The following is a 23,359-nucleotide window of genomic DNA, read 5'->3' as shown; positions in this document are numbered from 1 at the left end:
CTCGCCGCCGCCCGCGCCGTCCCGCCGCACGCCGTACACCCCGTCCGCCCGCAACGGCGGCGCGACCGGCGCCCCGATCACCACCCTGGCCCGCCGCGACTGCCCGGTGAACAGCCCGTACGCCACCCCCGCCAACCCCCCCACCGCACCCGCGACCACGACCACGAGCCGGGACCCCCGCATCGACAACCCCCTTCCACCAGCCAATCGTCCACCGGGGCGTCCACTGGGGCACCCATATACGCTCAGCGAGTCGTCTCAAGAAGTGGAAGGGCCGTCGTGGAGTACGTCGAGAGCGTCGTCGACCTGGTCGGCAACACGCCGCTGGTGAAGTTGAACGCGGTGGCCGAAGGGCTCCAGCCCCTCATCCTGGCCAAGGTCGAGTACCTCAACCCCGGTGGCAGCGTGAAGGACCGCATCGCGCTGCGCATGGTCGAGGCGGCCGAGCGCAGCGGCGAGCTCAAGCCCGGCGGCACGATCGTCGAGCCCACGTCGGGCAACACCGGCGTCGGCCTGGCGCTGGTGGCCCAGCGCAAGGGCTACAAGTGCGTCTTCGTCTGCCCGGACAAGGTCAGCGTGGACAAGCGCAACGTGCTGAAGGCCTACGGCGCCGAGGTCGTGGTGTGCCCGACCGCCGTGCCGCCGGAGCACCCCGACTCCTACTACAACGTCTCGGACCGCCTGGTCGCCGAGATCCCCGGCGCGTGGAAGCCCAACCAGTACGCCAACCCGGAGAACCCGGCCAGCCACTACCACGGCACGGGGCCGGAGCTGTGGCGGCAGACCGAGGGCCGGATCACGCACTTCGTCGCGGGCGTCGGCACGGGCGGCACGATCTCGGGCACCGGCAAGTACCTCAAGGAGGTCTCCGAGGGCCGGGTGAAGATCATCGGCGCGGACCCGGAGGGTTCCGTCTACTCGGGAGGCACCGGCCGGCCGTACCTCGTGGAGGGTGTCGGCGAGGACTTCTGGCCGGACGCCTACGACCGCGAGGTGTGCGACGAGATCGTCGCCGTCAGCGACGCCGACTCGTTCGAGCTGACCCGGCGGCTGGCCCGTGAGGAAGGTCTCCTCGTCGGCGGCTCGTGCGGCATGGCGGTCGCGGCGGCGCTGCGGGTCGCCGAGACCGCGGGCCCGGACGACGTGGTCGTGGTGCTGCTGCCCGACGGCGGCCGCGGCTACCTGTCGAGCGTCTTCAACGACAAGTGGATGGCGCAGTACGGCTTCCTGTCGCCCGACACGTCCGGCGCGACGGTCGGGGACGTGTTGCGGCGCAAGGACGGCACGATGCCGGACCTGGTCCACGGGCATCCCAACGAGACGGTCGCCGAGGCGGTCGCGATCATGCGCGAGTACGGCGTCTCCCAGATGCCGGTCGTCAACGCCGAGCCGCCGGTGATGGCCGCCGAGGTCGCGGGCGCGGTCAACGAGCGGGACCTGCTCGACGCGCTGTTCACCGGCAAGGCGCAGCTGACCGACCGGCTGGACAAGCACATGTCGTTGAAGCTGCCCACGATCGGCGCCGGCGAGTCCATCACCTCGGCGATGCAGGCACTGTCCTCAGCGGACGGTGCCCTGGTGCTGGAGGACGGCAAGCCCGCGGGCGTCGTCACCCGGCAGGACATCCTGGGTTTCCTCGCCGGTCGCTGAACCTGGACGCGTTCACCGGTTGCCGGCCACCGGGGCGGCGCCATCCGCTAGCGTTGGCCACCGACTCATACGCCACGGCCTTTGCCAAGGGGGTTGGAAACTCCGATGAACGCTCCGCAGCCGCCAGAGAACCAGCAGTTCGGCGGTCAACACCAGCAGGAGCAGGGTGCCCAGCAGCCCCCGAACGCCGACGCGACCCAGGTCGTGCCGAGCGGTGGCCAGCCCCCTGCCTTCCCGCCGCCGGAGGCGACCCAGGTCGTCCAGCCCGGCCAGCAGCAGCAGCCGAACCCGGACGCCACGCAGGTCGTGTCGCCGGGTTCGGCGCAGCAGCCCGGTTCGAACCCGTACGGCCAGCCCGCGCAGCAGCCGGGCTCGGGCGCGTTCCCGGCCCAGCAGCCGCCGCAGCAGTACGGCCAGCCGCCGCAGCAGCCGGGCCAGTACGGCCAGCCGCCGTCGAACCCGTACGGCCAGCAGCCGCCGTCCAACCCGTACGGTCAGCCGCAGGCCAACCCGTACGCGCAGCAGCCGCCGTCGAACCCGTACGGCCAGCCCCCGGCCAACCCGTACGGCCAGCCGCCGCAGCAGCAGGCGTGGGGCGCCCAGCCCGGCTACGGCCAGCCCGGGTACGCGGCCGCGCCCGCCGGCCGGTACGCGGAGTGGGGCAGCCGCGCGGTCGGCGCGCTGATCGACTACGCCGCGCCCGGTGTCGTCGTCGCCATCCTGGCCGGCGTCGGCGCGGCGACCGGCGACCCGACGATCGCGTTGATCCTCAGCGGCGTCGCCTACCTCGGCATGCTCGGCTTCCTCATCTACAACTCCTGGTACCTGGCCGGCACCACCGGCCAGTCGATGGGCAAGAAGATCGCCAAGATCAAGCTCATCAAGGAGGAGACGGGGCAGCCGATCGGCTTCGGCAACGCCTTCGTCCGGCACCTGTGCCACTTCGTCGACTCGCTGCCCTGCTACGCGGGCTGGTTCGCCCCGCTGTGGGAGCCCAAGAAGCAGACGTGGGCCGACAAGATCCTGGGCACCGTCGTGGTGAACGCGCCGGCCGGCGTCGGCGGGGGGTACCCCGGCGGCGGGTACGGCCAGCCGCAGGCCAACCCCTACGGTCAGCCGCAACAGCCGAACCCGTACGGCCAGCCCCAGCAGCACAACCCGTACGGCCAGCAGCCGCCCCAGCAGTGGTGACGGCCCGCTAGCAGGCTCCACCGGCACCGCCCGTCGGCCGAACGGCCGGCGGGCGGTCGTCGTCCCGGTCGCCGTACCCTGGCCCCATGACGGACACCGGCCACTACGGTTTCGCGACCAGGGCTATCCACGCCGGGCAGGACCCCGACCCCACGACGGGCTCGGTCATCGTGCCGATCCACGCCACCTCCACGTACGCCCAGGACGGCGTCGGCGGCCTGCGCGGCGGCTTCGAGTACTCGCGCACCGGCAACCCCACCCGGTCCGCGCTGGAGGAGTGCCTGGCCGCGCTCGAAGGCGGCAGGCACGGGCGCGCCTTCGCCTCCGGCATGGGCGCGACCGACACCGCGCTGCGCGCCCTGTGCCGGCCGGGCGACCACATCGTCATCCCGAACGACGCCTACGGCGGCACGTTCCGGCTGATCGACAAGGTGCTGTCGCAGTGGGGTGTCGAGCACACGCCGGTGCCGCTGTCCGACGTCGACGCGGTGCGCGCCGCGGTCCGCCCGAACACCAAGGTCATCTGGGTCGAGACGCCCACCAACCCGCTGCTGAACATCGCCGACATCGCCCTCCTCGCCGAGGTGGCGCACTCGGCGGGCGCGCGGCTCGTGGTCGACAACACGTTCGCCTCGCCGTACCTCCAGAGCCCGCTGGCCCTGGGCGCGGACGTGGTGCTGCACTCGACCACCAAGTACGTGGGTGGCCACTCCGACGTCGTCGGCGGCGCCCTCGTCACGTCGGACGACGAGCTCGACGCGCAGTTCGGCTTCCTCCAGAACGGCGCGGGCGCCGTGCCCGGCCCGTTCGACGCGTGGCTGACCCTGCGCGGCCTGAAGACGCTCGAAGTGCGCATGGAACGGCACTCCGACAACGCCGAGAAGGTCGCCGAGGCGCTGCTGCGGCACCCGAAGGTGACCCGCGTGCTGTACCCGGGCCTGCCCGAGCACCCCGGCCACGAGGTCGCGGCGAAGCAGATGCGCCGCTTCGGCGGGATGATCTCGTTCACCGTCGAGGGCGGCGAGGAGGCGGCGCTGGCCGTCTGCTCGCGCACGAAGCTGTTCACGCTGGCCGAGTCGCTGGGCGGCGTCGAGTCGCTGATCGAGCACCCCGGCAAGATGACCCACGCCAGCACCGCGGGCTCGCTCCTGCAGGTGCCCGCCGACCTGGTGCGCGTGTCCGTGGGCATCGAGTCGGCCGACGACCTGGTCGCCGACCTCGTCGAGGCGCTGGACTGACCCCCGGACCGGCACCCGGACCCCGTGCTCGGTCGAGTGCGGGGTCCGCGCCGTTCCGGCGGTGGCCGGGCGGGGTCAGCGCGCGCCGTAGCGGGCGGCGGAGCGTTCCTTCGCCTTGGCGGCCTCGACCTCGCGGTCACGCGGCGGGGCCTTCGTGACCAGGGAGTCGAGGAGGACGCGGGTGGCCTCGACGACCGCCTCGACGGCCGCGTCGAACGCCTCCTGGTTGGCCGCCGACGGGTGCGTGGACCCGCTGACCTTGCGCACGTACTGCACGGCCGCCGCGCGGACCTCGTCCTCGGTGGCGGGCGGCTCGAAGTTGTGGAGCACCCTGATGTTGCGACACATGGGTCCACTATCGCCCATGACGTCAGGGTTTGACGTCGTACCGCGCGTTCTCCACCCGGGGCGGCACGGCCGGCAGGCGGTCGGCGTCCACGCACCCGCCGACGAACTCGACCACGCCGTCGCGTTCCACGAACCGGCCGGTCTCCGCGCACCCGGCGTGGGCCACGGTGAAGAACGCCGCGCCGGTCAACGCGACGGCGGTGGCCACCGCTCCGGCGAGCGGGAGCAGCGCGGTGACCCGTAGCGCGAGCGCCATGCCACCCTCCAGGTGAATGCGGTGTGAGATACCCCCGCACCGAGAGTACCGGTCCCGGCGCGCCTGGTAGGGCATCATCAGCGTTCCGACGGGGAAGGCCGGCCCGGGGGTGCCCGGACCGGCCCGTTGTCGGCTCAACGTCGGGGGCCGCCCCGACGTTCCCGCCCAGCGCCAGAGAGTGCCTCGGCGCTACAGATTGCCTCGGCGGGCCTGCTCCCTCTCGATCGCCTCGAACAGCGCCTTGAAGTTGCCCTTGCCGAAGCCGAGCGACCCGTGCCGCTCGATCAGCTCGTAGAACACCGTCGGACGGTCGCCGATCGGTTTGGTGAAGATCTGGAGCAGGTACCCGTCCTCGTCCCGGTCGACCAGGATGCGGTGCTCCTTCAGCACCTCGATCGGCACGCGCACCTCGCCGATGCGCGCCCGGAGCTCCGGGTCGTCGTAGTACGAGTCGGGGGTGTCCAGGAACTCGACGCCGGCCGCCCGCATCGCGGTCAGCGTGGCCACGATGTCGTTGGTCGCGAGCGCGATGTGCTGCACGCCCGCGCCCTCGTAGAACTCCAGGTACTCGTCGATCTGCGACTTCTTCTTCGCGATCGCCGGCTCGTTGAGCGGGAACTTCACCCGGTGGTTGCCGTTGGACACCACCTTGCTCATCAGCGCCGAGTAGTCGGTGGCGATGTCGTCGCCGACGAACTCCGCCATGTTCACGAAGCCCATCACCCGGTTGTAGAACTCGACCCAGTGGTCCATCCGGCCGAGCTCGACGTTGCCCACGCAGTGGTCGACCGCCTGGAACAACCGCTTCGGCGCGCCTTCCGGCCGCACGACCGTGCTCTCCCGGGCCACGTACCCCGGCAGGTAGGGGCCGGTGTACCGGGACCGGTCGACGAGGGTGTGGCGGGTCTCGCCGTAGGTCGCGATGGCGGCGACGCGGACCGTGCCGTGCTCGTCGCTGAGGTCGTGCGGCTCTTCGAGGACGGTCGCCCCCTGCGCCCGGGCGTGCTCGACGCACTTGTCGACGTCCCCGACCTCCAGCGCGAGGTCCACGACGCCGTCGCCGTGCTTGCGGTGGTGGTCGAGCAGCGGGCTGTCCGGCCGGACGCCGCCGTTGATCACGAACCGCGCCGATCCGGACTTGAGCACGAAGGACTTGTGGTCCCGCTGCCCGGTCTCCGGCCCGGAGTACGCGACGAGCTGCATCCCGAAGGCGACCTGGTAGAACCACGCGGTCTGGGTCGCGTTGCCGACCACGAAGACCACGGCGTCCATCGAGCGGACGGGGAACGGGTCGCGCGTCCCGTCGTAGTCGACCAGGCCCACGAGTTGGCGGAGCTGGTCGTAGCTCACGTCGTCAAGCTGCTGCGTCATGCCCACAGGATGTGCTCGCCTGGTCAGGGTGAGCAACAGTAGCTTGTTTCACTGGTCATTTTGTACAGTGGTGCATGCCTTCGGACCCACAAGCTGAACACTCTGACCAGGCCGTGGACGCACTGGACGCACGGCTGTTGCTGCTGCTCACCGACGAGCCGCGGGTGGGCGTGCTGGAGTGCTCGCGGCGGCTCGGCGTGGCCCGCGGCACGGTGCAGGCCCGACTGGACCGGCTGGTGGCGCGGGGCGTGCTGACCGGCTTCCCGCCGGCGCTCGACCTGGCCGCGATGGGCTACGGCCTGACCGCGTTCGCCGTGCTGGAGATCGCGCAGGGCAGGCGGCAGGAGGTGTCGGACGGGCTGGCCGCCATCAACGAGGTGTGCGAGGTCCACGCGACCACCGGCCAGGGCGACCTGTTCGTGCGCGTGGTGGCCAGGTCGAACGCCGACCTGCAACGGGTGATCGACTCGATCGTGGACGTGCCGGGCGTGCAGCGCCTGTCCACGTCGATCGCACTGTCCACCCCCGTCCCGCCGCGGGTGCGCCCCCTGCTGGAGCGCATCACGTGACGGGTCGGGAGCGGGCCCGACAGCAGAAGGGCGGCCACCCCGCGTGGTGGCCGCCCTCCCGGTGTCTGGGGGTCAGCCGGCGTACGGCACGGCCTTGATCAGCGTGACCTTCATCGTGCTGCCGTTGGGCAGTTCGTACTCGCGTGTCTCGCCGTCCTTCGCGCCGAGCAGCGCCTTGCCGAGCGGGGACGAGGGGGAGTAGACCTCGAGGGCGCCGTGTGCGCCTTCCTCGCGGGTGGCGAGGAGGAACTCCTCGGTCTCGTCGTCCCCGTCGTAGCGGACGGTGAGCACCATGCCCGGAGCCGCGATGCCCGCGACGGTCGGCGCCTCGCCGACCTTGGCGACGCGCAGCAGCTCCTGCAACTGCCGGATGCGGGCCTCCTGCTTGCCCTGCTCCTCACGGGCCGCGTGGTACCCGCCGTTCTCCCGGAGGTCACCCTCCTCGCGACGCGCGTTGATCTCCGCAGCAATGACCGGGCGATTCTCGATCATCTCGTCCAGCTCAGCCTTGAGCCGGTCGTAGGCCTCCTGGGTCAGCCAGGTCACCTCAGTGTCGCTCACGGTCACCAACTCCTTGTCTTGCTCCAAGCCCACGGCGTGGGCCGGCAGTTCCCGGGCGCACCAGCCCGGAACGGAAAAACACGGCCCGCGTCGGGGCCGTGCTGAAAGGCCAGAGTAACACGCCCATAACGTTCGAAGACGGCGTTTTGTTCCCGGATGCGCCGGTAAACCCGCACATCACCCGCTTGGCCGCTACTCCTTGGACAGGTAGGGCGGAACCTGGTAGGAGCAGCCGAAGACCTCTCCGGTGACCGGCGGCTTGGACGTCCGCAGCACGGTCGTCGCCCGGATCGTGTCGGCGCCCGGCTCGACCAGCACCTCGCGCCGGCCCGCCTCGTCCCCGTCCTGGGAGCGCGCCCGCACGATGCACACGACGGGCCGCTCCGGCGTCTGCCGGACCACCTCGAACGTGATCTCCACCGTGCTGTCGTCGAGCACCTCGAACGCGGTCTGCTTCGCCTCGACCGGCATGGTGCCCAGGTTGCGGTAGCCGACCCACGCGACGACCCCGCCCAGGAGCACCGCCATCACGGGGAGTGACCACCTGGCCCACTTCGGCAGTGGCTTCCGGGGTGTGCCGTACCGGCCCTCGGGCAGTGCCACTTGCCAACGCCTTCCTGCCCGTGGGGAACAATGGCCATCGACGATCGCGTTGAGTGTCGCAGGGGCCGGACCGGGCCCAGTCGGCAGGGCCGAGGAGGAGCACCACCGTCATGGTTGAGAAGCTGCGCCTGATGGCGGTGCACGCGCACCCCGACGACGAGTCGAGCAAGGGCGCCGCGACGATGGCGCGCTACGTGGCCGAGGGCCACGAGGTCATGGTCGTGACCTGCACCGGGGGTGAGGCGGGCAGCATCCTGAACCCCGCCATGGACCGCCCCGAGGTGCTGGAGAACATGGCCGAGATCCGTCGCGGCGAGATGGCCCGTGCCGCCGAGATCCTGGGCGTCCGGCACCGCTGGCTGGGGTTCGTCGACTCGGGCCTGCCCGAGGGCGACCCGCTGCCCCCGCTGCCCGAGGGCTGCTTCGCCCTCGTGCCGCTGGAGGAGTCCACGCCCCCGCTGGTCCAGGTGATCCGCGAGTTCCGCCCGCACGTGGTCGTCACCTACGACGAGAACGGCGGCTACCCGCACCCCGACCACATCCGCTGCCACGAGGTGTCGGTGGCCGCGTTCGACGCGGCGGGCGACCCGGAGCGCTACCCCGAGCTGGGTGAGCCGTGGCAGCCGTTGAAGCTGTACTACTCGCACGGCTTCTCCCGCGCGAAGCTCACCGCGTTCCACGACGCGCTGATCGCCCGCGGCCTGGAGTCGCCGTACGCCGAGTGGCTGGCGGGCTGGGACAAGGACAAGCCGGACGTCATCGAGCGCGTCACCACGCGCGTCGAGTGCGCCGACTACTTCCCGGTGCGCGACGAGGCGCTGAAGGCCCACGCCACCCAGATCGACCCCGAGAGCCGCTGGTTCGCCGTGCCGCTGGAGATGCAGCGCGAGGTGTGGCCGACGGAGGAGTACGAGCTGGCCCGGTCGCTGGTCGACAGCACCGTGCCCGAGGACGACCTGTTCGCGGGCGTCCGGGAGAGGGTGACGGCGTGACGCCGTTCGCCCCGACGTCGTTCGGCTCGACGTCGTTCGGCTCGACGGGGCTCGGCCCGGTCCCGTGGTCCGAGACCACGGCGGTCGTGCTGGCCCGGCAGCCGTCGACGGAGAAGGACCCGGGCGGTCAGCAGGAGGACTTCGGCAAGTCCTCCCCGCTCGGCCTGCTCGTGCTGGTGCTGTTCTTCATCGCGGTGTTCTTCCTGGTCAAGTCGATGAGCAAGCACCTGAGGAAGCTGCCGGCGTCGTTCGACGAGCCCGAGCCCAAGGCCGGCGGCAAGCCGGACGGCGACGGTGACGGCGGGGCGAAGAAGGGCTGACGGCCGGGCTCATTGGCGGTACCAGGCGCGGCGGGCGGGCACGGACACCAGCTCGCGCTCCGGGTAGCGCAGCGCGGTGAGCCTGCCGCCGAACACGCAGCCGGTGTCCAGGCACAACGTCCCGTTCACCCACTCCGGCTCCTCCACCGGCGTGTGTCCGTACAGGACCATCGCGGCGCCGCGGTAGTCCTCGGCCCACGGGTGCCGGACGGGGAACCCGCGCGCGTCGTACCGGCCGGTCGGGACGCCCCACAGGGCCAGCTCGCGCATCCGCGCCGACTCCCGCCCGTGGTACCGCTCGGGCAGGCCCGCGTGCGCGATGACGAGCTTGCCCGCGTCCAGCACGTAGTGCGGCACCAACGCGTCGCAGAACGCCAGCACCTCGGCCCGGAACGCCGGCGTCTCCCGGCCCAGCTGCTCCAGCGACTCCGCGAGCCCGTGGCGCGCCTGCACGTCGTGCCCCTTCAGCGCGCGGACCAGCTTCTCCTCGTGGTTGCCGCGCACGGAGATCGCGTTGCCCGCCGCCACCATGCCCATCGCGAGCCGCAGCACGCCCGGCGTGTCCGGTCCCCGGTCCACCAGGTCGCCCAGGAACGCCACCTTGCGCCCGTCCGGGTGCGCCCCGTCGGCCGAGTAGCCCAGCTCCCGCAACAGGTGCGCCAGCTCGACGCGGCACCCGTGGACGTCGCCGACCACGTCGAACGGGCCGGTCTCGTGGCGCAGGTCGTGGGGGAGGGGCGCGGCCGGGGACTCCATCCGCCCAGTCTGATCGACCGGTCCGGCGGTTGTCCGCGAATTACTGTTGGGGCATGACGAACCGGCTCGCGTCCTCGACCAGCCCGTACCTCCTCCAGCACGCGGACAACCCGGTGCACTGGTGGGAGTGGTCACCGGAGGCGTTCGCCGAGGCCCGCCGGCGGGACGTGCCGGTGCTGCTGTCGGTCGGGTACGCGGCCTGCCACTGGTGCCACGTGATGGCGCACGAGTCGTTCGAGGACGAGGCCACCGCGGCGTACCTGAACGAGCACTTCGTCAACGTCAAGGTGGACCGCGAGGAGCGGCCGGACGTCGACGCGGTCTACATGGCCGTCACCCAGGCCCTCAGCGGGCACGGCGGGTGGCCCATGACGTGCTTCCTGACGCCCGGCGGCGAGCCGTTCTACGCGGGCACGTACTACCCGCCGTCCCCGCGGCCCGGCCTGCCGTCGTTCCGGCAGGTCTTGGAGGCCATCACGCACGCGTGGCGCGAGCAGGGCGACGAGGTGCGCGAGTCGGCGGCCGGGATCGTGGCGCAGCTGGCGTTCCAGCCGCTGCCGCAGTCCACTGTGGACGACGACGTGCTGTCGGGCGCGGTGGTGTCGCTGCTCGGGCACTTCGACCGGACCAACGCCGGGTTCGGCGGCGCGCCCAAGTTCCCGCCGTCGATGGTGCTGGAGTTCCTGCTGCGCCACCACGAGCGCACCGGGTCCGTCGAGGCGCTGTCGATGGCTCGGGCGACGTGCGGCGCGATGGCGGACGGCGGGCTGTACGACCAGCTCGCCGGCGGGTTCGCGCGGTACAGCGTGGACGCCGCGTGGGTGGTGCCGCACTTCGAGAAGATGTTGTACGACAACGCGTTGCTGCTGCGCGTGTACACGCACCTGAGCCGCCGTGACGACAACCCGCGGTACGCGGCCGTGGCGCGGGAGACCGCCGACTTCCTGATCCGCGACCTCGGCACGCCGGAGGGCGGGTTCGCGGCGTCGCTCGACGCGGACACCGAGGGCGTCGAGGGCCTGACGTACGTGTGGACGCCCGCCCAGCTGGTCGAGGTGCTCGGCCTGGCGGACGGCGCGCGGGCCGCGGCGCTGTACGGCGTGACGGACGAGGGCACGTTCGAGCACGGCAGCTCGACGTTGCGGATGCTCGGCACGCCGGACCCGGAGCTGGCGGCCCGGCTGCTGGAGGCGCGCGACCGCCGACCGCAGCCGGGGCGTGACGACAAGGTCGTGACGGCGTGGAACGGGCTCGCGATCGCGGCGCTGGCGGAGGCGGGCGCGGTGCTCGTCGAGCCGCGCTGGGTGGAGGCGGCGGCACGGGCGGCGACGCTGGTGCTGGACGTCCACCTGGTCGACGGGCGGCTGCTGCGCACGTCCCGGCACGGTGCGGCGGGCACGGCGGCGGGCGTGCTGGAGGACTACGGCTGCTTCGCCGACGGCCTGCTCGCCCTGCACCAGGCCACCGGCGACGTCAAGTGGTTCACCGCCGCCTGTGGACTGCTCGACACCGCGCTGGCCCGGTTCGCGGGCGGCGAGCCCGGCGTCTACTACGACACGGCCGACGACGCGGAGGCGCTGGTGCAGCGGCCGTCGGACCCGTCGGACAACGCGAGCCCGTCCGGCGCGTCCTCGCTGGCGTCGGCCCTGGTCACGGCGTCCGTGCTGGGCGGGCCGTCGACGTACCGCGACGCCGCCGAGGCCGCTCTGGGTCGGGCCGGTCTGCTGGCCGCCCGTGAGCCCCGGTTCGCCGGGCACTGGCTGAGCGTGGCCGAGGCGCTGGCGCTGGGACCGGTGCAGGTCGCCGTGGTCGGGGACGCGCCGGAACTCGTCCGCGCCGCGTGGTCCGGGGTGCACGGCGGCGGTGTCGTGGTGGGCGGCGAGCCGGGCTCGGCGCCGTTGCTGGAGGACCGGCCGCTGGTGGACGGCGGCGCGGCGGCGTACGTGTGCCGCGGGTACGTGTGCGACCGGCCCGTGACGTCGGTGGCGGAGCTGGCCGAGGCCCTGACCGTCCACCGATAGCGAACCACTCTCCCCGCACTTCGTTGCGGGCGTAGCGTCGGCATCGACGTAATCATGTAATCAAGGTGGTGCGCGATGCGACGTGGATGGGGAGGCCGGGGCGGGTGGCAGCAGGCCGACCAGCCGCCGGCGGACGACGCGGCGGGCTGGTTCACCGGGAGGCTGCCCGACGGCTGGTTCACCGAGCCGCCGGTGGTGACGGTGGACCGCGAGGAGATCGTGGTCGTGGGCACGCTGCCCGCGGTGGAGGGCGAGTTCGCCGACGACGCCGAGCGGGCCGCGGCCGAGTCGGGCCGGATCAGCCGGTTCCGCGAGCAGACCAGGGACGAGCGGATCGAGATCGCCCGCCAGGCCGAGCACCGCTACCGGCGCAAGGTCGCCTGGGGCGCCCGGCTCGGCGGCACGGAGGAGCTGTTCACCACGCTGTCGGTGCCGGTGATGACCCGGCTGCGGCAGCCCGAGCGGATGGTGCTGGACACGCTGGTCGCGGCGGGCGTGGCCCGGTCGCGGTCCGAGGCGCTGGCGTGGGCGGTGCGGCTGGTCGGCGAGCACGCCGACACGTGGCTGACCGAGCTGCGCGAAGCCATGACCCGCGTGGACGACCTGCGCGCGCAGGGCCCAGACCTGACCTGATCAGCCGGTGGAGACCTGCCCGACGTCGACGAGGAACTCGGTCCGCCCGTCCTGCGCCTCGATGCCGAAGGGCAGGCGGGTCGAGATCGTCAACACCTCGGTCCCGTCCGTGAGCCGCCCGCGCCCGACGACCTCGCACGGCACCTCCACGTCCACCGGGTAGGCGGTGTGGTTGCGCAGGCGGTCCTCGTCGTCGAACACGGTGGGCTTGTCGAACAGGCTCCACACGACGCCGTGCGCGTCGGTGATCTGCACCTGCACCCACCCGGGGAACGGCTCGTCGCTCACCCACCGCACGGCGCGGCCGGTCACGAAGGTCAAGGTGTGCTCCGACAGGTCGGGGTTACGTGGGGGCGAACCGGGTCGAGCGACCCGGCCGCCGGGCGGGACAAGTGTGCACAACCAACCCCCGCACCGCATCCCAGCAGGGCGGACCCCGTCAACTCACCCCGCGCCCGCACCTCCCGGCCGGCCGCCGCGGGGTCAGGAGTAGATCGCGAACCAGATGGCGATGTAGTGGCACAGCGCCGCCAGCACCGTGGCCGCGTGGAAGAACTCGTGGTAGCCGAAGACCTGCGGCCAGGGGTTGGGCCAGCGGGTGGCGTAGAAGACGGCGCCCGCGGTGTAGAGGAGGCCGCCCACCAGGAGCAGGACCAGCGCGGCCACGCCCACGTGGTGGAGGAGGTCGGGCAGGACGAACACCGCCACCCAGCCCAGGGCGATGTAGATCGGCACCCCGAGCCACCGCGGCGCGTGCGGCCAGGCCAGCTTCAGCGTGACGCCGCCCAGCGCGCCGAGCCACACCACGAGCAGCACGACGTTGCCGGTGCTCGGGGGCATCGCCAGCAGGGCGAACGGGGTGTAGGTGCCGGCGATGAACACGAAGATCATCGAGTGGTCGAGGCGCTTCATCCACGTCCGCGCCCGCGCGCTCACCCAGTTCACCCGGTGGTACAGGGCGCTCACGCCGAACAGGCCGAGCACCGTCGCCCCGTAGATCGACGTGGCCAGCGCCGCCTTCGCGGACACCGTGGCCGCCGCCAGGGCGATCAGCGTCGCGCCCGTCCCCACCGACACGACGAACGACCAGAGGTGCAGCCAGCCGCGCAGACGAGGCCGCAACGCGGCTGCGGGCTGCTGGGGATGCGTCGACATGGTCACCTGCCCGAGGTTACGGGAGCGTAGGTCGGCGGGTCAGCAGGCGGCGGCGTGACCGCGCCCACCCGGCGTACGCTCTTCCAGCGTGGGTCTTCGCGAACGGGTCAAGAGCGTCCTGCTCAAGGGTTACGAGTTCCGCCTCAACCGCTGGCTCGACGGCAAGCAACGACCACGCCACGTCGGCGTGGTGCTCGACGGGAACCGCCGCTGGGCCAAGGAAGCGGGCTTCACCGACGTCGCGCACGGTCATCGCGCCGGCGCCCGCAAGATCCTCGAACTGCTGAGCTGGTGCCGGGAGGCCGAGGTCGAGGTGGTGACGCTGTGGATGCTGTCCACGGACAACCTCGCCCGCCCCGCCGAAGAGCTCGAACCGCTGCTCGACATCATCGCCGACATCGTGGACGAGCTCGCCGAGCCCGGCAACCCGTGGCGCATCCGGCACGTCGGCGCCCTGGACATGCTGCCCACCGAGACCGCGGCCCGGCTGTCCGCGGCGGCCCTGCGCACCCGTGACCGCACGGGCCTGGAGGTCAACGTCGCGGTCGGCTACGGCGGCCGGCAGGAGATCGCCGACGCGGTCCGCAAGCTGCTGCAGAAGCACGCCGAGTCCGGCGGCACGATCGAGGAGCTGGCCGAGGTCCTGGACGTCGACCACATCGCCGAGCACCTCTACACGTCCGGCCAGCCCGACCCGGACCTGCTCATCCGCACGTCGGGGGAGCAGCGCCTGTCCGGGTTCATGCTGTGGCAGTCGGCGCACTCCGAGTTCTGGTTCTGCGAGGCCTACTGGCCGGAGTTCCGCCGCACCGACTTCCTGCGCGCGTTGCGCGACTACGCGATCCGGCACCGCCGCTTCGGGTCCTGAACGCCCCCGCGGCGGCGAATAGCCCGCAGCGACTTGAGCTTATTCACTCGAAAGAGTTGCAATTCCGACAGTAAAGGGACGGCCGTGGCGCGAGGCCACGACCGTCCCTTTAGCCATTCGACACTCAGTCGTCGATGGCCGGGCCGTCCTCGTTCGCGATGACGTTCGTGCAGTCACCCTCGTCGTTGCCCGAGAGGATCGGCACGGCGATCACGTTGACGTCCACGTGGCAGACGTTGATGTTGCTCAGGAGCTGGGAGTCGTTCAGGTTGACGAGGCCGAGCTGCTCCTCGTTCTCGTCCTGCTCCGTCTCCTGGGACGCCCAGACCCAGCCGTGCGGGTCGTGGTAGTGGTCCGACTCGTCGCCGGTGGTCGCGAATGCGGGGGCGCCCGCCAGCATGAAGCTGGCGGCAATTGCGGTGACCGCAGCTGCCTTCTTCAGCACGTTAATCTCTCCTTGAGTCGAAGACTTCGTCGCATCGGGAGCGCCCGTTGTATTACGGAGGGCTTCCGCGACAAGAACATACCTAGATGGGCCGGCCCCGTGGGGTGCCGATAACACGATTGTGTGATCTTGCGGGCCCTTTTTCCCCTGTAACGGTGATAGTGCTTGCGCTGGGTTTAATGCGTTGTCGCCGTGTTTGCCCTGGTTGACGTAGGCTGCCCGCCCTATGGACGCCGGTGAGGTGGTGCGCGGGTACCTGCTGCTGGGGTTGCGGCTCGACCGCCTGCACCCAGGCCTGGTCGACTCGTTCACCGGCGACCGGGCCCTGCGCCGCACGGTGGACAACGAGCCCCGCCCGCACCCGGTGGCCCTGGCCCGACAGGCCGCGCAGCTGCGCCGGGAGCTGCCCGGCGTCGACCTCGACCCGGACCGCAAGCGGTTCCTCGACGCCCACCTGGTCGCCGCCGAGACGACCGCGCGCAAGCTCGCCGGGGTGCGCGTCGACTTCGTGGACGAGGTGCGGGCGTACTTCCAGGTCGACGTCCGCCCCGGCCACCCCGACACCTACCGCCGCGCGCACGCCAAGCTGGACGACCTGCTGCCCGGCCCCGGCTCGCTGGCCGAGCGGCTGGCCGATCACCGCGCCCTGGACGAGGTGCCGCCGCGCCGGCTGAAGGTCACCGTGCAGGCACTCTCCAGCGCGCTGCGCGACCGCGTCCGGCAGCGGTTCGAGCTGCCCGTGAACGAGGTCGTGGAGTACGAGGTCGTCACCGACAAGCCGTGGAGCGGCTTCAACTACTACCTGGGCGGCTTCCGGTCGCGGGTGGCGGTCAACGCCGACCTCGGCCACCGGATGTCGAACCTGCCGCACCTGGTCGCGCACGAGTCGTACCCCGGCCACCACACCGAGCACTGCCGCAAGGAGGTGGGGCTGGTCGGCAAGCGGGGCCACGCCGAGCAGGCGTTGTTCCTGATCAACAGCCCGCAGTGCCTGATGGCGGAGGGCATGGCGGAACTCGGCCTGCACGCCGTGGTCGGCCGCGGCTGGGGCCGCTGGGCCGAGGACGTCATGGCCGACCTCGGCCTCCGGATGGACGGCGAGCTGGCCGAGCGCGTGGAGTCGGCGCTGTCCGGGCTGCTCACCGTGCGGCAGGACGCGGCGCTGATGCTGCACGACCGCAACGCCCACCCGGACGACGTGGTGGCGTTCCTGTGCCGGTGGCTGCTGGTCCCGGAGCGCCGCGCCCGGCACATGCTGCGCTTCCTCGCCGACCCGCTGTGGCGCGCGTACACGACGACGTACGTCGAGGGCGTGCGCCTGGTCCGCGCCTGGCTCGACCTCCGCGCCCCGACGGACACGCTCGGCGACCGCTACCTGAGGCTCCTCGACGAACCGCTGCTGCCCGCGACGCTCGCCGCGGAGGTCGAGGCGGGGGTGCCCTGGCTGGGTCGCGACCCTGGGTGACGGACCCGGCCACGTTCAGCCGAACACGCCCTGAGCTGCGTGGACGACGTCACGTTGCGCCGATGTGACGGTCGCCGACCGGCCGCGGGCCCCTCAGCGGCCACCTTTCCCGTGTTTTGCGCGGAGGTGACGAATTCACGAATCACCTGTGTGGCTGCCTGCATAAGAGGGACCTGCGGAGGTAACTTCCGGTTGGCGGGACGCGTCCACTGCGGACCGCGCAGGGAGGCCCTGATCGTGGCTGTCGTCGAGTTGCCGGTTCCGCCGGCGGTGATGAGCGCGAGGGGGCCGGCACCCGGCCCTCGTGGTCGGCACGCCTGAGCTAGCGGGGCGTGCCGGTCGATCGGGGTGGTGCCTGGCCCAGCGAGGAGCGGACGCGGGTGCCGCGTTCGTGAGGGAGTTGCCGTGAACGCACGACGACCCGCGAGCCGTTCCTCAGGCTCATCGCGCAGCACTTCCCGGCGCCGTGGCGCGCCGACGACCCACACGTACGTGGTGGACACGTCCGTGCTGCTCTCCGACCCCCTGGCCACCACGCGGTTCGCCGAGCACGAGGTCGTGCTGCCGCTCGTGGTGATCAGCGAGCTGGAGGGCAAGCGGCACCACCCGGAACTGGGCTGGTTCGCGCGGGAGGCGTTGCGCCTGCTCGACGACCTGCGGCTCCAGCACGGCCGGCTGGACCACCCGGTGCCGACCGGCGACCACGGCGGCACGCTGCGCGTCGAGCTCAACCACTCCGACCCGGAGGTGCTGCCCGCGGGTTTCCGCACGGACTCCAACGACGCCCGCATCCTCGCCTGCGCGCTCAACCTCGCGGCCGAGGGCAACGTCGTCACGCTGGTCACGAAGGACATGCCGCTGCGCGTCAAGGCGGGCGCGGTGGGGCTCGCCGCCGAGGAGTACCGGGCCCACGACGTCACGTTGTCGGGCTACTCCGGCATGTCCGACGTGGACGTCGACCAGTCCGTGGTGGACGCGCTGTACCGGGAGAGCGTGATCGACCCGGCGCTGTTCGACCTCGGCCACCTGGCCGAGCTGCCGTGCCACAGCGGGTTGCGCCTGCTGGCGGGCACGTCGAGCGCGTTGGGCCGGGTCACGCCGGACAAGCAGCTCCGGCTGGTGCGCGGCGACCGGGAGGCGTTCGGGCTGCACGGCCGCTCGGCGGAGCAGCGGGTGGCGCTGGACCTGCTGCTCGACACCGAGGTCGGCATCGTCTCGCTGGGCGGACGGGCCGGCACGGGCAAGTCGGCGCTCGCGCTGTGCGCGGGCCTGGAGGCGGTGATGGAGCGCCGCCAGCACCGCAAGGTGGTGGTGTTCCGCCCGCTGTACGCGGTCGGCGGGCAGGAGCTCGGCTACCTGCCGGGCTCCGAGAGCGAGAAGATGCAGCCGTGGGCGCAGGCGGTGTTCGACACCCTCGGCGCGCTGGTCAGCCAGGACGTGGTCGAGGAGATCATGGACCGGGGCATGCTGGAGGTCATGCCGCTGACCCACATCCGGGGCCGGTCGCTGCACGACTCGTTCGTGATCGTGGACGAGGCGCAGTCGTTGGAGCGGAACGTGCTGCTCACCGTGCTGTCGCGGCTCGGCGCGAACTCGCGGGTGGTGCTCACCCACGACGTGGCGCAGCGCGACAACCTGCGCGTCGGGCGGCACGACGGCGTGGCGGCGGTGATCGAGAAGCTGAAGGGCCACCCGCTGTTCGCGCACGTCACGCTGACCCGGTCGGAGCGCTCGCCGATCGCCGCGCTGGTCACCGAGATGCTGGAGGACTACGCGTCCTGACGTTCGGCTGACGGGGCCCGCCTCCCACCGGGGGCGGGCCCCGTCGGCGCACGTCGAGCGGCACGCGGGCACGTCGACCCGCGGGCCGGCTGAGCGGCACGCGGGCCGGTCGAGCGGGACGCGGGCTAGCTAGTCGAGCGCTCGCCGGAGGAAGCCCCGGATGCCGAGCGCGCCGAAGCCCAGGACCGACGCCACCAGCACGACCAGGCACACCCACAGCGGCATGTGCGGGACGTCCGGCACGAGCACGGCCCGCATGCCCTCGCTGACGTACGTGAGCGGGTTGAGGGCGCAGAGCACCTGGAACCACCGCAGGCCGTCCAGCGCGGGCCACGGGAACTGCGCCGAGCCGGTGAACAGCAACGGGGTCAGGATGACCGCGAACATCACCGTGATGTGCCGCGGCGAGACCGACGTGCCGATCACCATGCCCACCGCCGCGCCCGCCAGGGAGCCGAGGACGGTCACCAGGAGCGCCGCGGGCAGCCCCGACACGGGCCAGCTGACGTCCAGCATGACGAACCCGATCGGGATCATCAGCACCGCGGCGAGCAGCCCGCGGACCGCGCCGAACACCATCTTCTCCACCGCGACCAGCGGGATCGGGATGGGTGCGAGGAGGCGGTCCTCGATCTCGCGGGTCCACGAGAAGTCCAGCACCAGCGGCAGGGTGGTGTTCTGCAGCGCGCCGAGGAACCCGTTCATCGCCACGATGCCGGGCAGCAGCACGGCGGCGAAGTCGTCCTGCACGTACCCGATGTCGCCGAGCACCTTGGCGAAGATGAACAGGATGAAGAACGGCTGGATGATCACCTGGGCGAGGAAGCTAGGCAGCTCCCGCCCGGTGGCGAAGACGTCGCGCCACAGGATGGCGGTGAACGTGCGCAGCGACGTCATCGCAGCTCCCGGCCGGTCAGGTGGATGAAGACGTCCTCCAGGCTCGGCGTGCCGACGGCCAGGTCGGTGACCGGCGCGCCGAGCCGTTCGAGGGTGCGCAGCACCTCGGGCAGGGCCACGGCGGGCGTGACGTCGGTGTAGAGCCGGAACATGTCCCCCACGTGCTCGACGCGCCGCACGCCGGCGACCGCGCCGAGGGCTTCGGTCACGGCCTCGGGGCCGCGGCCGGCCAGGGTGACGGTGACGCTGAGCGTCGTGCTGCCGGGCAGCGCCCGGGTCAGCTCGGACGGCCGGTCGAGGGCGAGGAGCTTGCCGTGGTCGACGATGCCGACCCGGTCGCACAGCTTCTGCGCCTCGTCCATGTCGTGCGTGGTCAGCACGACGGTGACGCCCTCGGCGCGCAGGGCGGCCACCCGGTCGTGCACGAACAGCCTGGCCTGCGGGTCGAGGCCGGTCGACGGCTCGTCCAGGAACAGCACCTTGGGGCGGTGCATGAGGGCGCGGGCGATCATCAGCCGTTGCGCCTGGCCGCCGGACAGGGTGTCGACCAGGCTCGACGCGTGGTCGGTGAGCCCCATCCGCTCCAGCACCTCGTCGGCCAGCGCGACCCGCTCGGCGCGGCCGATGCCGTGGTAGGCGGCGTGGAACAGGAGGTTCTGCCGCACGTTGAGGGCGCGGTCGAGGTTGTTGCGCTGCGGGACGACGGCGAGCAGCTGCCGGGCCCGCCGCGAGTCCGCGACCACGTCGACGCCCTCCACCAGGGCCTGGCCCGACGTGGGCCGGACCCTGGTGGTGAGCACGCCGACGGTGGTCGTCTTGCCGGCCCCGTTCGGGCCGAGGAGGCCGAACACCTCGCCGCGGCGGACCGCGAAGCCCAACCCGTCGACGGCCGGCTTCCGCCCGTTCTTGTAGACCTTGACCAGGTCCGTCACGGTCACGGCCTCGTCCGCCCGGCCGGCCCCGCGGGGCGTGGCGGCCGGGTCGTCCGGGATGCCCGGCGTCACCACCCGGAGGGCAGGGGACGGCCCTCGGCGAACCCCGCGGCGCTCTGGATGCCGAGCGTGGCCTTGGCGTGGAACTCCTCCAACGTCTGCGCGCCCGCGTAGGTGCACGCGCTGCGCACGCCCGCCGTGATCGAGTCGAGCAGGTCCTCCACGCCGGGGCGGATCGGGTCGAGCCGCATCCGGGAGGTGGAGATGCCCTCCTCGAACAGGCCCTTCCGAGCACGGTCGAAGGCGTTGTCCGTGCGGGTGCGCGCGCTGACGGCGCGCTTGGACGCCATGCCGAAGGACTCCTTGTAGAGCCGGCCCTGCTCGTCGCGCTGGAGGTCGCCGGGCGACTCGTAGGTGCCCGCGAACCAGGAGCCGACCATGACGGACGCGGCGCCGGCGGCGAGCGCGAGGGCCACGTCGCGGGGGTGGCGCACGCCGCCGTCGGCCCAGACGTGCTTGCCGAGCCGGCGGGCCTCGGCGGCGCACTCGGCCACGGCCGAGAACTGGGGGCGGCCGACGCCGGTCATCATGCGGGTCGTGCACATCGCGCCGGGGCCGACGCCGACCTTGACCACGTCCGCGCCGGCCTCGACCAGGTCGCGGACGCCTTCGGCGGTGACCACGTTGCCGGCGACGACCGGGACGGTCGGGCGGGCCTCGCGGACGGCCTTCAGCGCGGAGATCATCTTCTCCTGGTGGCCGTGGGCGGTGTCCACGACGAGGGCGTCCACGCCCGCCTGCAGCAGCTCCTCGGCCTTGGCCGTGACGTCGCCGTTGACGCCGATGGCGGCGGCCACGCGGAGCTTGCCCGCGCCGTCGAGGGCGGGCTGGTAGACGTCGGCGCGGAGGGCGCCGAGGCTGGTCATGACGCCCCGCAGGCGGCCGTCGGCGTCGACGCCGAGCGCGATGCGCTGCGTGCCGCCGTGCAGCCGGTCGAACACGTCACGCGGCGGGGTGTCCAGCGGGAGGGTGATGATCCGGTCGTCGGCCACGTCGTGCAGCCGGGTGAACCGGTCCACGCCGGAGCACGCGGCCTCGTCCACGACGCCGGTGGGCCGGCCGTCGTCGTCGACCACGACCACCGCGCCGTGCGCCCGCTTGTGGAGCAGGTTGACGGCGTCCGCGACCGAGTCTCCGGGGTGGAGGGTCAGCGGCGTGTCCCACACGGGGTGCCGGGTCTTGACCCACTGGACGATCTCGGCGACCGCCTGGGGCGCCACGTCCTGCGGCAGGACGACCAGTCCGCCGCGCCGGGCCACGGTCTCCGCCATCCGGCGTCCCGCCACCGCGGTCATGTTCGCGACCACGATCGGGATGGTCGCCCCCGTGCCGTCGGAGGTCGACAGGTCGACGCCGAACCTCGACTCGACGGCCGATCGGCCGGGCACGAGGAAGACGTCGTCGTAGGTCAGGTCGTAGCTGGGCCGATGCCCTTCGATGAACCGCACGAGACCTTGACGATACCCGCGTCACGGCGAATCCGCCCTGGTTGTGCGCACCATCGGGGCTGTCGCTACGGGGTCTGCGGTTGTGGGTTCCTCCAAACCGCGCCCATCACCCCGTTCCGCCGCCGCCGGCGGGCGACCGCTTCGGCAGGAGCGCGCGGACCGCGTCGATCGTGTCGGCCTCGCCCGCGTCCTTGTCCGGCCGGTACCGCAGGACGCGGGCGAACCGCAGCGCCACCCCGCCGGGGTAGCGGGGGCTGACCTGCACGCCGTCCAGCTCGATCTCGATCACCATCTCGGGTCGGACCAGCACGACCCAGTCCGACTTCTCGGTCGCGATCGCCATCAGCTCCCGCGTCTGCCACGCCAGCAGCTCGTCGGTGAGGCCCTTGAACGTCTTGCCGACCATGATCGGCGGGCCGCCGTCCGGGTCGCGCGCGCCGAGGTGGAGGTTCGACAGCAGGCCCTTGCGCCGGCCGCTGCCCCACTCGACGCCGAGCACCACCAGGTCGAGCGTGTGCACCGGCTTCACCTTCTGCCACGCCCGGCCCCGCCGCCCGGCCGCGTAGACCGACTCCAGCGACTTCACCATCACGCCCTCGTGCCCGGCGGCCAGCGCCTCGTCCAGCACCCGGGCCGCCTCGTCCTCGGCGGGCGCGACCGCGCCGGGGATGACGTGACCGCCCGCCACGGACCGCAGGGCGTCGAGCCGCGCGCGCAGCGGCTCGTCGAGCAGGTCCACCCCGTCGAGGTGCAGGCAGTCGAAGAAGAACGGGCTCAGCAGCAGCTCCCGCAGGTCGCCCGGTGACGTGCGCCTCCCCGCGGACGCGCGGTCGAGCAGGGCGCCGAACCGGCTCATCGTCTCCTGGAACGGCCTCGGCTTGCCGTCGTCGGTCAACGCCAGCGTCTCGCCGTCCAGCACCACCGACCGGCACGGCAGCGCGCGCACCAGCTCCACCAGCTCGGGCACGGTCGCGGTGATCTCGCGCAACGTCCGGGTGAAGATCCGCACCTCGTCGCCGGACCGGTGGACCTGGATGCGCGCGCCGTCGAGCTTGTGCTCGACCACGCACGCGCCCAGCTCGGCCAACGCCTCGGGCAGCGACTCGGCGGGCGAGGCGAGCATGGGGCGCACCGGCCGGCCGACCTCCAGCCGGAACGCGGCCAGCGCCTCGGCGCCGTCGAGCGCGGCCAGCGCCGTCTCGGGGAGCTTGCCGGACAGCATGAACGCCCGCCGCACCACGTCGCCGGGCACGTCGGCGGCGCGGGCGATCGCGTCCAGCATCACCCCTTCGAGGGCGCCTTGGCGCAGCTCGCCGGTGAGCAGCCGGCGCAGGAAGTCCTGCTCCGCCTCGGTGGCCCGGCCGAACAGGTCGGTCAGCAGCGCGGTCCGCCGCGCGGTCGAGCCCTTGCCGCCGACGGCCGCGAGCGCGCCCAGCGCCTCGTCCACATCGGACACGGTGAGCGACGGCGCGGCGGCCGGCGGGACCGCGAGGTCGAACACCGTGCGCCAGCCCGCGCCGACGCGCCCCTGGCTGGGCACGCCGACCAGGAACGACACGACGGCGGGCGTCTCCATCCGGCGCACCAGCCCGGCCAGGGCGTCCACCTTGGCCAACCGGGACCGCGTGCCCGCCACGGCGGCGGACGTCTCGACCACTTCGCTGAACAGCACGCCCACCATGGTGCACCCGACCACCGACGAAGACCCGCCGCGCGCCGTCGCGTCCCGACCGGCAAATTGTTCCGGATTGTCGGTGTGGCCAAGTACCGTGTCCCGCGATCAGGGGGGTTCGTCGCA

General features: G+C 72.3%; 23 protein-coding genes and 2 pseudogenes. 11 read left to right on the top strand and 14 right to left on the bottom strand.

Annotated elements, in window-relative coordinates:
- Window positions 1-183 (bottom strand): annotated as a pseudogene (locus ACFQ3T_RS08330) (SGNH/GDSL hydrolase family protein); the annotation flags it as partial.
- 96 nt (window positions 184-279) lie between these two features.
- Here ACFQ3T_RS08330 and ACFQ3T_RS08325 point away from each other — a divergent pair.
- From ACFQ3T_RS08325 to ACFQ3T_RS08315, 3 genes are all read left to right on the top strand, one after another.
- The gene (locus tag ACFQ3T_RS08325) at window positions 280-1,650 is read left to right on the top strand and encodes a cystathionine beta-synthase (protein ID WP_380721975.1); all 1,371 of its coding nucleotides are present in this window, start codon (window positions 280-282) and stop codon (window positions 1,648-1,650) included.
- Window positions 1,651-1,755: 105 nt separating this feature from the next.
- Window positions 1,756-2,841 (top strand): RDD family protein, encoded by a 1,086-nt coding sequence (locus ACFQ3T_RS08320; RefSeq protein ID WP_380721973.1) that lies wholly within the window; start codon window positions 1,756-1,758, stop codon window positions 2,839-2,841.
- An 86-nt stretch (window positions 2,842-2,927) separates the two neighbouring features.
- Window positions 2,928-4,079, top strand: a complete 1,152-nt coding sequence (locus ACFQ3T_RS08315; protein WP_380721971.1) for a cystathionine gamma-synthase — start codon at window positions 2,928-2,930, stop codon at window positions 4,077-4,079.
- A gap of 75 nt (window positions 4,080-4,154) precedes the next feature.
- On the opposite strand, the gene ACFQ3T_RS08310 is transcribed toward ACFQ3T_RS08315, so the two are convergent.
- The 3 genes from ACFQ3T_RS08310 to hppD all read right to left on the bottom strand — a co-directional run bounded on the left by ACFQ3T_RS08310 (window position 4,155) and on the right by hppD (window position 6,054).
- The gene (locus ACFQ3T_RS08310; RefSeq protein ID WP_380721969.1) at window positions 4,155-4,427 is read right to left on the bottom strand and encodes a DUF2277 domain-containing protein; all 273 of its coding nucleotides are present in this window, start codon (window positions 4,425-4,427) and stop codon (window positions 4,155-4,157) included.
- A gap of 22 nt (window positions 4,428-4,449) precedes the next feature.
- Window positions 4,450-4,683 carry a hypothetical protein gene (locus ACFQ3T_RS08305; protein WP_380721967.1) on the bottom strand — a complete coding sequence of 78 codons (234 nt, stop codon included), beginning with the start codon at window positions 4,681-4,683 and terminating at the stop codon, window positions 4,450-4,452.
- 189 nt (window positions 4,684-4,872) lie between these two features.
- Complete coding sequence (gene hppD / locus ACFQ3T_RS08300) at window positions 4,873-6,054, bottom strand: 4-hydroxyphenylpyruvate dioxygenase (RefSeq protein ID WP_380721965.1); 1,182 nt, start codon at window positions 6,052-6,054, stop codon at window positions 4,873-4,875.
- 74 nt (window positions 6,055-6,128) lie between these two features.
- On the opposite strand from hppD, the gene ACFQ3T_RS08295 reads away from it, so the two are divergent.
- The gene (locus tag ACFQ3T_RS08295) at window positions 6,129-6,623 is read left to right on the top strand and encodes an Lrp/AsnC family transcriptional regulator (RefSeq protein ID WP_380721963.1); all 495 of its coding nucleotides are present in this window, start codon (window positions 6,129-6,131) and stop codon (window positions 6,621-6,623) included.
- Between the two features lie 72 nt (window positions 6,624-6,695).
- On the opposite strand, the gene greA is transcribed toward ACFQ3T_RS08295, so the two are convergent.
- Window positions 6,696-7,190 (bottom strand): transcription elongation factor GreA, encoded by a 495-nt coding sequence (gene greA / locus ACFQ3T_RS08290; protein WP_380721961.1) that lies wholly within the window; start codon window positions 7,188-7,190, stop codon window positions 6,696-6,698.
- 186 nt (window positions 7,191-7,376) lie between these two features.
- Window positions 7,377-7,787 (bottom strand): DUF4307 domain-containing protein, encoded by a 411-nt coding sequence (locus ACFQ3T_RS08285; protein WP_380721959.1) that lies wholly within the window; start codon window positions 7,785-7,787, stop codon window positions 7,377-7,379.
- A 110-nt stretch (window positions 7,788-7,897) separates the two neighbouring features.
- On the opposite strand from ACFQ3T_RS08285, the gene mca reads away from it, so the two are divergent.
- Together mca and ACFQ3T_RS08275 are read left to right on the top strand one after the other, a co-directional pair.
- Window positions 7,898-8,779 carry a mycothiol conjugate amidase Mca gene (gene mca, locus ACFQ3T_RS08280; RefSeq protein WP_380721957.1) on the top strand — a complete coding sequence of 294 codons (882 nt, stop codon included), beginning with the start codon at window positions 7,898-7,900 and terminating at the stop codon, window positions 8,777-8,779.
- Window positions 8,776-9,099, top strand: coding sequence for a hypothetical protein (locus tag ACFQ3T_RS08275; RefSeq protein ID WP_380721955.1), 324 nt, complete (start codon window positions 8,776-8,778; stop codon window positions 9,097-9,099). The genes mca and ACFQ3T_RS08275 overlap by 4 nt, the downstream gene beginning before the upstream one ends.
- A gap of 18 nt (window positions 9,100-9,117) precedes the next feature.
- On the opposite strand, the pseudogene ACFQ3T_RS08270 reads toward ACFQ3T_RS08275, so the two are convergent.
- Window positions 9,118-9,837: pseudogene (locus ACFQ3T_RS08270) on the bottom strand (metallophosphoesterase); the annotation flags it as partial.
- 71 nt (window positions 9,838-9,908) lie between these two features.
- Here ACFQ3T_RS08270 and ACFQ3T_RS08265 point away from each other — a divergent pair.
- Both ACFQ3T_RS08265 and ACFQ3T_RS08260 read left to right on the top strand, forming a co-directional pair.
- A complete protein-coding gene (locus ACFQ3T_RS08265; protein WP_380721953.1) occupies window positions 9,909-11,876 on the top strand; it encodes a thioredoxin domain-containing protein in 1,968 nt (655 codons plus the stop codon).
- Window positions 11,877-11,951: 75 nt separating this feature from the next.
- Window positions 11,952-12,509 carry a hypothetical protein gene (locus tag ACFQ3T_RS08260; protein WP_380721951.1) on the top strand — a complete coding sequence of 186 codons (558 nt, stop codon included), beginning with the start codon at window positions 11,952-11,954 and terminating at the stop codon, window positions 12,507-12,509.
- Here the strand turns inward: ACFQ3T_RS08260 and ACFQ3T_RS08255 are convergent, their stop codons facing one another.
- Together ACFQ3T_RS08255 and trhA are read right to left on the bottom strand one after the other, a co-directional pair.
- On the bottom strand, window positions 12,510-12,821 hold the full coding sequence (locus tag ACFQ3T_RS08255) for a hypothetical protein (protein ID WP_380721949.1): 312 nt from the start codon (window positions 12,819-12,821) through the stop codon (window positions 12,510-12,512).
- 171 nt (window positions 12,822-12,992) lie between these two features.
- On the bottom strand, window positions 12,993-13,664 hold the full coding sequence (trhA, locus tag ACFQ3T_RS08250) for a PAQR family membrane homeostasis protein TrhA (RefSeq protein ID WP_380721947.1): 672 nt from the start codon (window positions 13,662-13,664) through the stop codon (window positions 12,993-12,995).
- A gap of 88 nt (window positions 13,665-13,752) precedes the next feature.
- On the opposite strand from trhA, the gene ACFQ3T_RS08245 reads away from it, so the two are divergent.
- Window positions 13,753-14,532, top strand: coding sequence for an isoprenyl transferase (locus ACFQ3T_RS08245; RefSeq protein WP_380721945.1), 780 nt, complete (start codon window positions 13,753-13,755; stop codon window positions 14,530-14,532).
- Between the two features lie 124 nt (window positions 14,533-14,656).
- Here the strand turns inward: ACFQ3T_RS08245 and ACFQ3T_RS08240 are convergent, their stop codons facing one another.
- Window positions 14,657-14,977, bottom strand: coding sequence for a hypothetical protein (locus ACFQ3T_RS08240; RefSeq protein WP_380721943.1), 321 nt, complete (start codon window positions 14,975-14,977; stop codon window positions 14,657-14,659).
- 226 nt (window positions 14,978-15,203) lie between these two features.
- Here ACFQ3T_RS08240 and ACFQ3T_RS08235 point away from each other — a divergent pair, with 226 nt between their 5' ends.
- Both ACFQ3T_RS08235 and ACFQ3T_RS08230 read left to right on the top strand, forming a co-directional pair.
- Window positions 15,204-16,442 (top strand): DUF885 domain-containing protein, encoded by a 1,239-nt coding sequence (locus ACFQ3T_RS08235; protein ID WP_380721941.1) that lies wholly within the window; start codon window positions 15,204-15,206, stop codon window positions 16,440-16,442.
- A gap of 492 nt (window positions 16,443-16,934) precedes the next feature.
- Complete coding sequence (locus ACFQ3T_RS08230) at window positions 16,935-18,224, top strand: PhoH family protein (protein ID WP_380721939.1); 1,290 nt, start codon at window positions 16,935-16,937, stop codon at window positions 18,222-18,224.
- 129 nt (window positions 18,225-18,353) lie between these two features.
- Here ACFQ3T_RS08230 and ACFQ3T_RS08225 read toward each other — a convergent pair whose 3' ends face one another.
- The 4 genes from ACFQ3T_RS08225 to ACFQ3T_RS08210 form a co-directional block, all read right to left on the bottom strand.
- The gene (locus ACFQ3T_RS08225) at window positions 18,354-19,121 is read right to left on the bottom strand and encodes an ABC transporter permease (RefSeq protein WP_380721937.1); all 768 of its coding nucleotides are present in this window, start codon (window positions 19,119-19,121) and stop codon (window positions 18,354-18,356) included.
- On the bottom strand, window positions 19,118-20,053 hold the full coding sequence (locus ACFQ3T_RS08220; RefSeq protein ID WP_380721977.1) for an ABC transporter ATP-binding protein: 936 nt from the start codon (window positions 20,051-20,053) through the stop codon (window positions 19,118-19,120). Before ACFQ3T_RS08220 ends, ACFQ3T_RS08225 begins: the two co-directional genes overlap by 4 nt.
- Window positions 20,054-20,121: 68 nt before the next feature.
- Complete coding sequence (locus ACFQ3T_RS08215) at window positions 20,122-21,561, bottom strand: GuaB1 family IMP dehydrogenase-related protein (protein WP_380721935.1); 1,440 nt, start codon at window positions 21,559-21,561, stop codon at window positions 20,122-20,124.
- A gap of 106 nt (window positions 21,562-21,667) precedes the next feature.
- Window positions 21,668-23,233: an ATP-dependent DNA ligase gene (locus ACFQ3T_RS08210; RefSeq protein WP_380721933.1), complete on the bottom strand. Its 1,566-nt coding sequence runs from the start codon at window positions 23,231-23,233 to the stop codon at window positions 21,668-21,670.
- Window positions 23,234-23,359: the final 126 nt, after the last annotated feature.

This window comes from Saccharothrix hoggarensis (assembly GCF_042678885.1).
GTDB lineage: Bacteria > Actinomycetota > Actinomycetes > Mycobacteriales > Pseudonocardiaceae > Actinosynnema > Actinosynnema hoggarensis.
This window is presented reverse-complemented; position numbering and strand designations above follow the sequence as displayed.

Excerpts from the sequence above, each read along its gene's own strand:
- ACFQ3T_RS08310 (WP_380721969.1), bottom strand. The coding sequence starts at position 4,427 with ATGTGTCGCAACATCAGGGTGCTCCACAACTTCGAGCCGCCCGCCACC.
- ACFQ3T_RS08295 (WP_380721963.1), top strand. The coding sequence starts at position 6,129 with ATGCCTTCGGACCCACAAGCTGAACACTCTGACCAGGCCGTGGACGCA.
- hppD (WP_380721965.1), bottom strand. The coding sequence starts at position 6,054 with ATGACGCAGCAGCTTGACGACGTGAGCTACGACCAGCTCCGCCAACTC.
- ACFQ3T_RS08265 (WP_380721953.1), top strand. The coding sequence starts at position 9,909 with ATGACGAACCGGCTCGCGTCCTCGACCAGCCCGTACCTCCTCCAGCAC.
- ACFQ3T_RS08260 (WP_380721951.1), top strand. The coding sequence starts at position 11,952 with ATGCGACGTGGATGGGGAGGCCGGGGCGGGTGGCAGCAGGCCGACCAG.
- ACFQ3T_RS08320 (WP_380721973.1), top strand. The coding sequence starts at position 1,756 with ATGAACGCTCCGCAGCCGCCAGAGAACCAGCAGTTCGGCGGTCAACAC.
- ACFQ3T_RS08315 (WP_380721971.1), top strand. The coding sequence starts at position 2,928 with ATGACGGACACCGGCCACTACGGTTTCGCGACCAGGGCTATCCACGCC.
- ACFQ3T_RS08235 (WP_380721941.1), top strand. The coding sequence starts at position 15,204 with ATGGACGCCGGTGAGGTGGTGCGCGGGTACCTGCTGCTGGGGTTGCGG.
- ACFQ3T_RS08305 (WP_380721967.1), bottom strand. The coding sequence starts at position 4,683 with ATGGCGCTCGCGCTACGGGTCACCGCGCTGCTCCCGCTCGCCGGAGCG.
- mca (WP_380721957.1), top strand. The coding sequence starts at position 7,898 with ATGGTTGAGAAGCTGCGCCTGATGGCGGTGCACGCGCACCCCGACGAC.
- trhA (WP_380721947.1), bottom strand. The coding sequence starts at position 13,664 with ATGTCGACGCATCCCCAGCAGCCCGCAGCCGCGTTGCGGCCTCGTCTG.
- ACFQ3T_RS08225 (WP_380721937.1), bottom strand. The coding sequence starts at position 19,121 with ATGACGTCGCTGCGCACGTTCACCGCCATCCTGTGGCGCGACGTCTTC.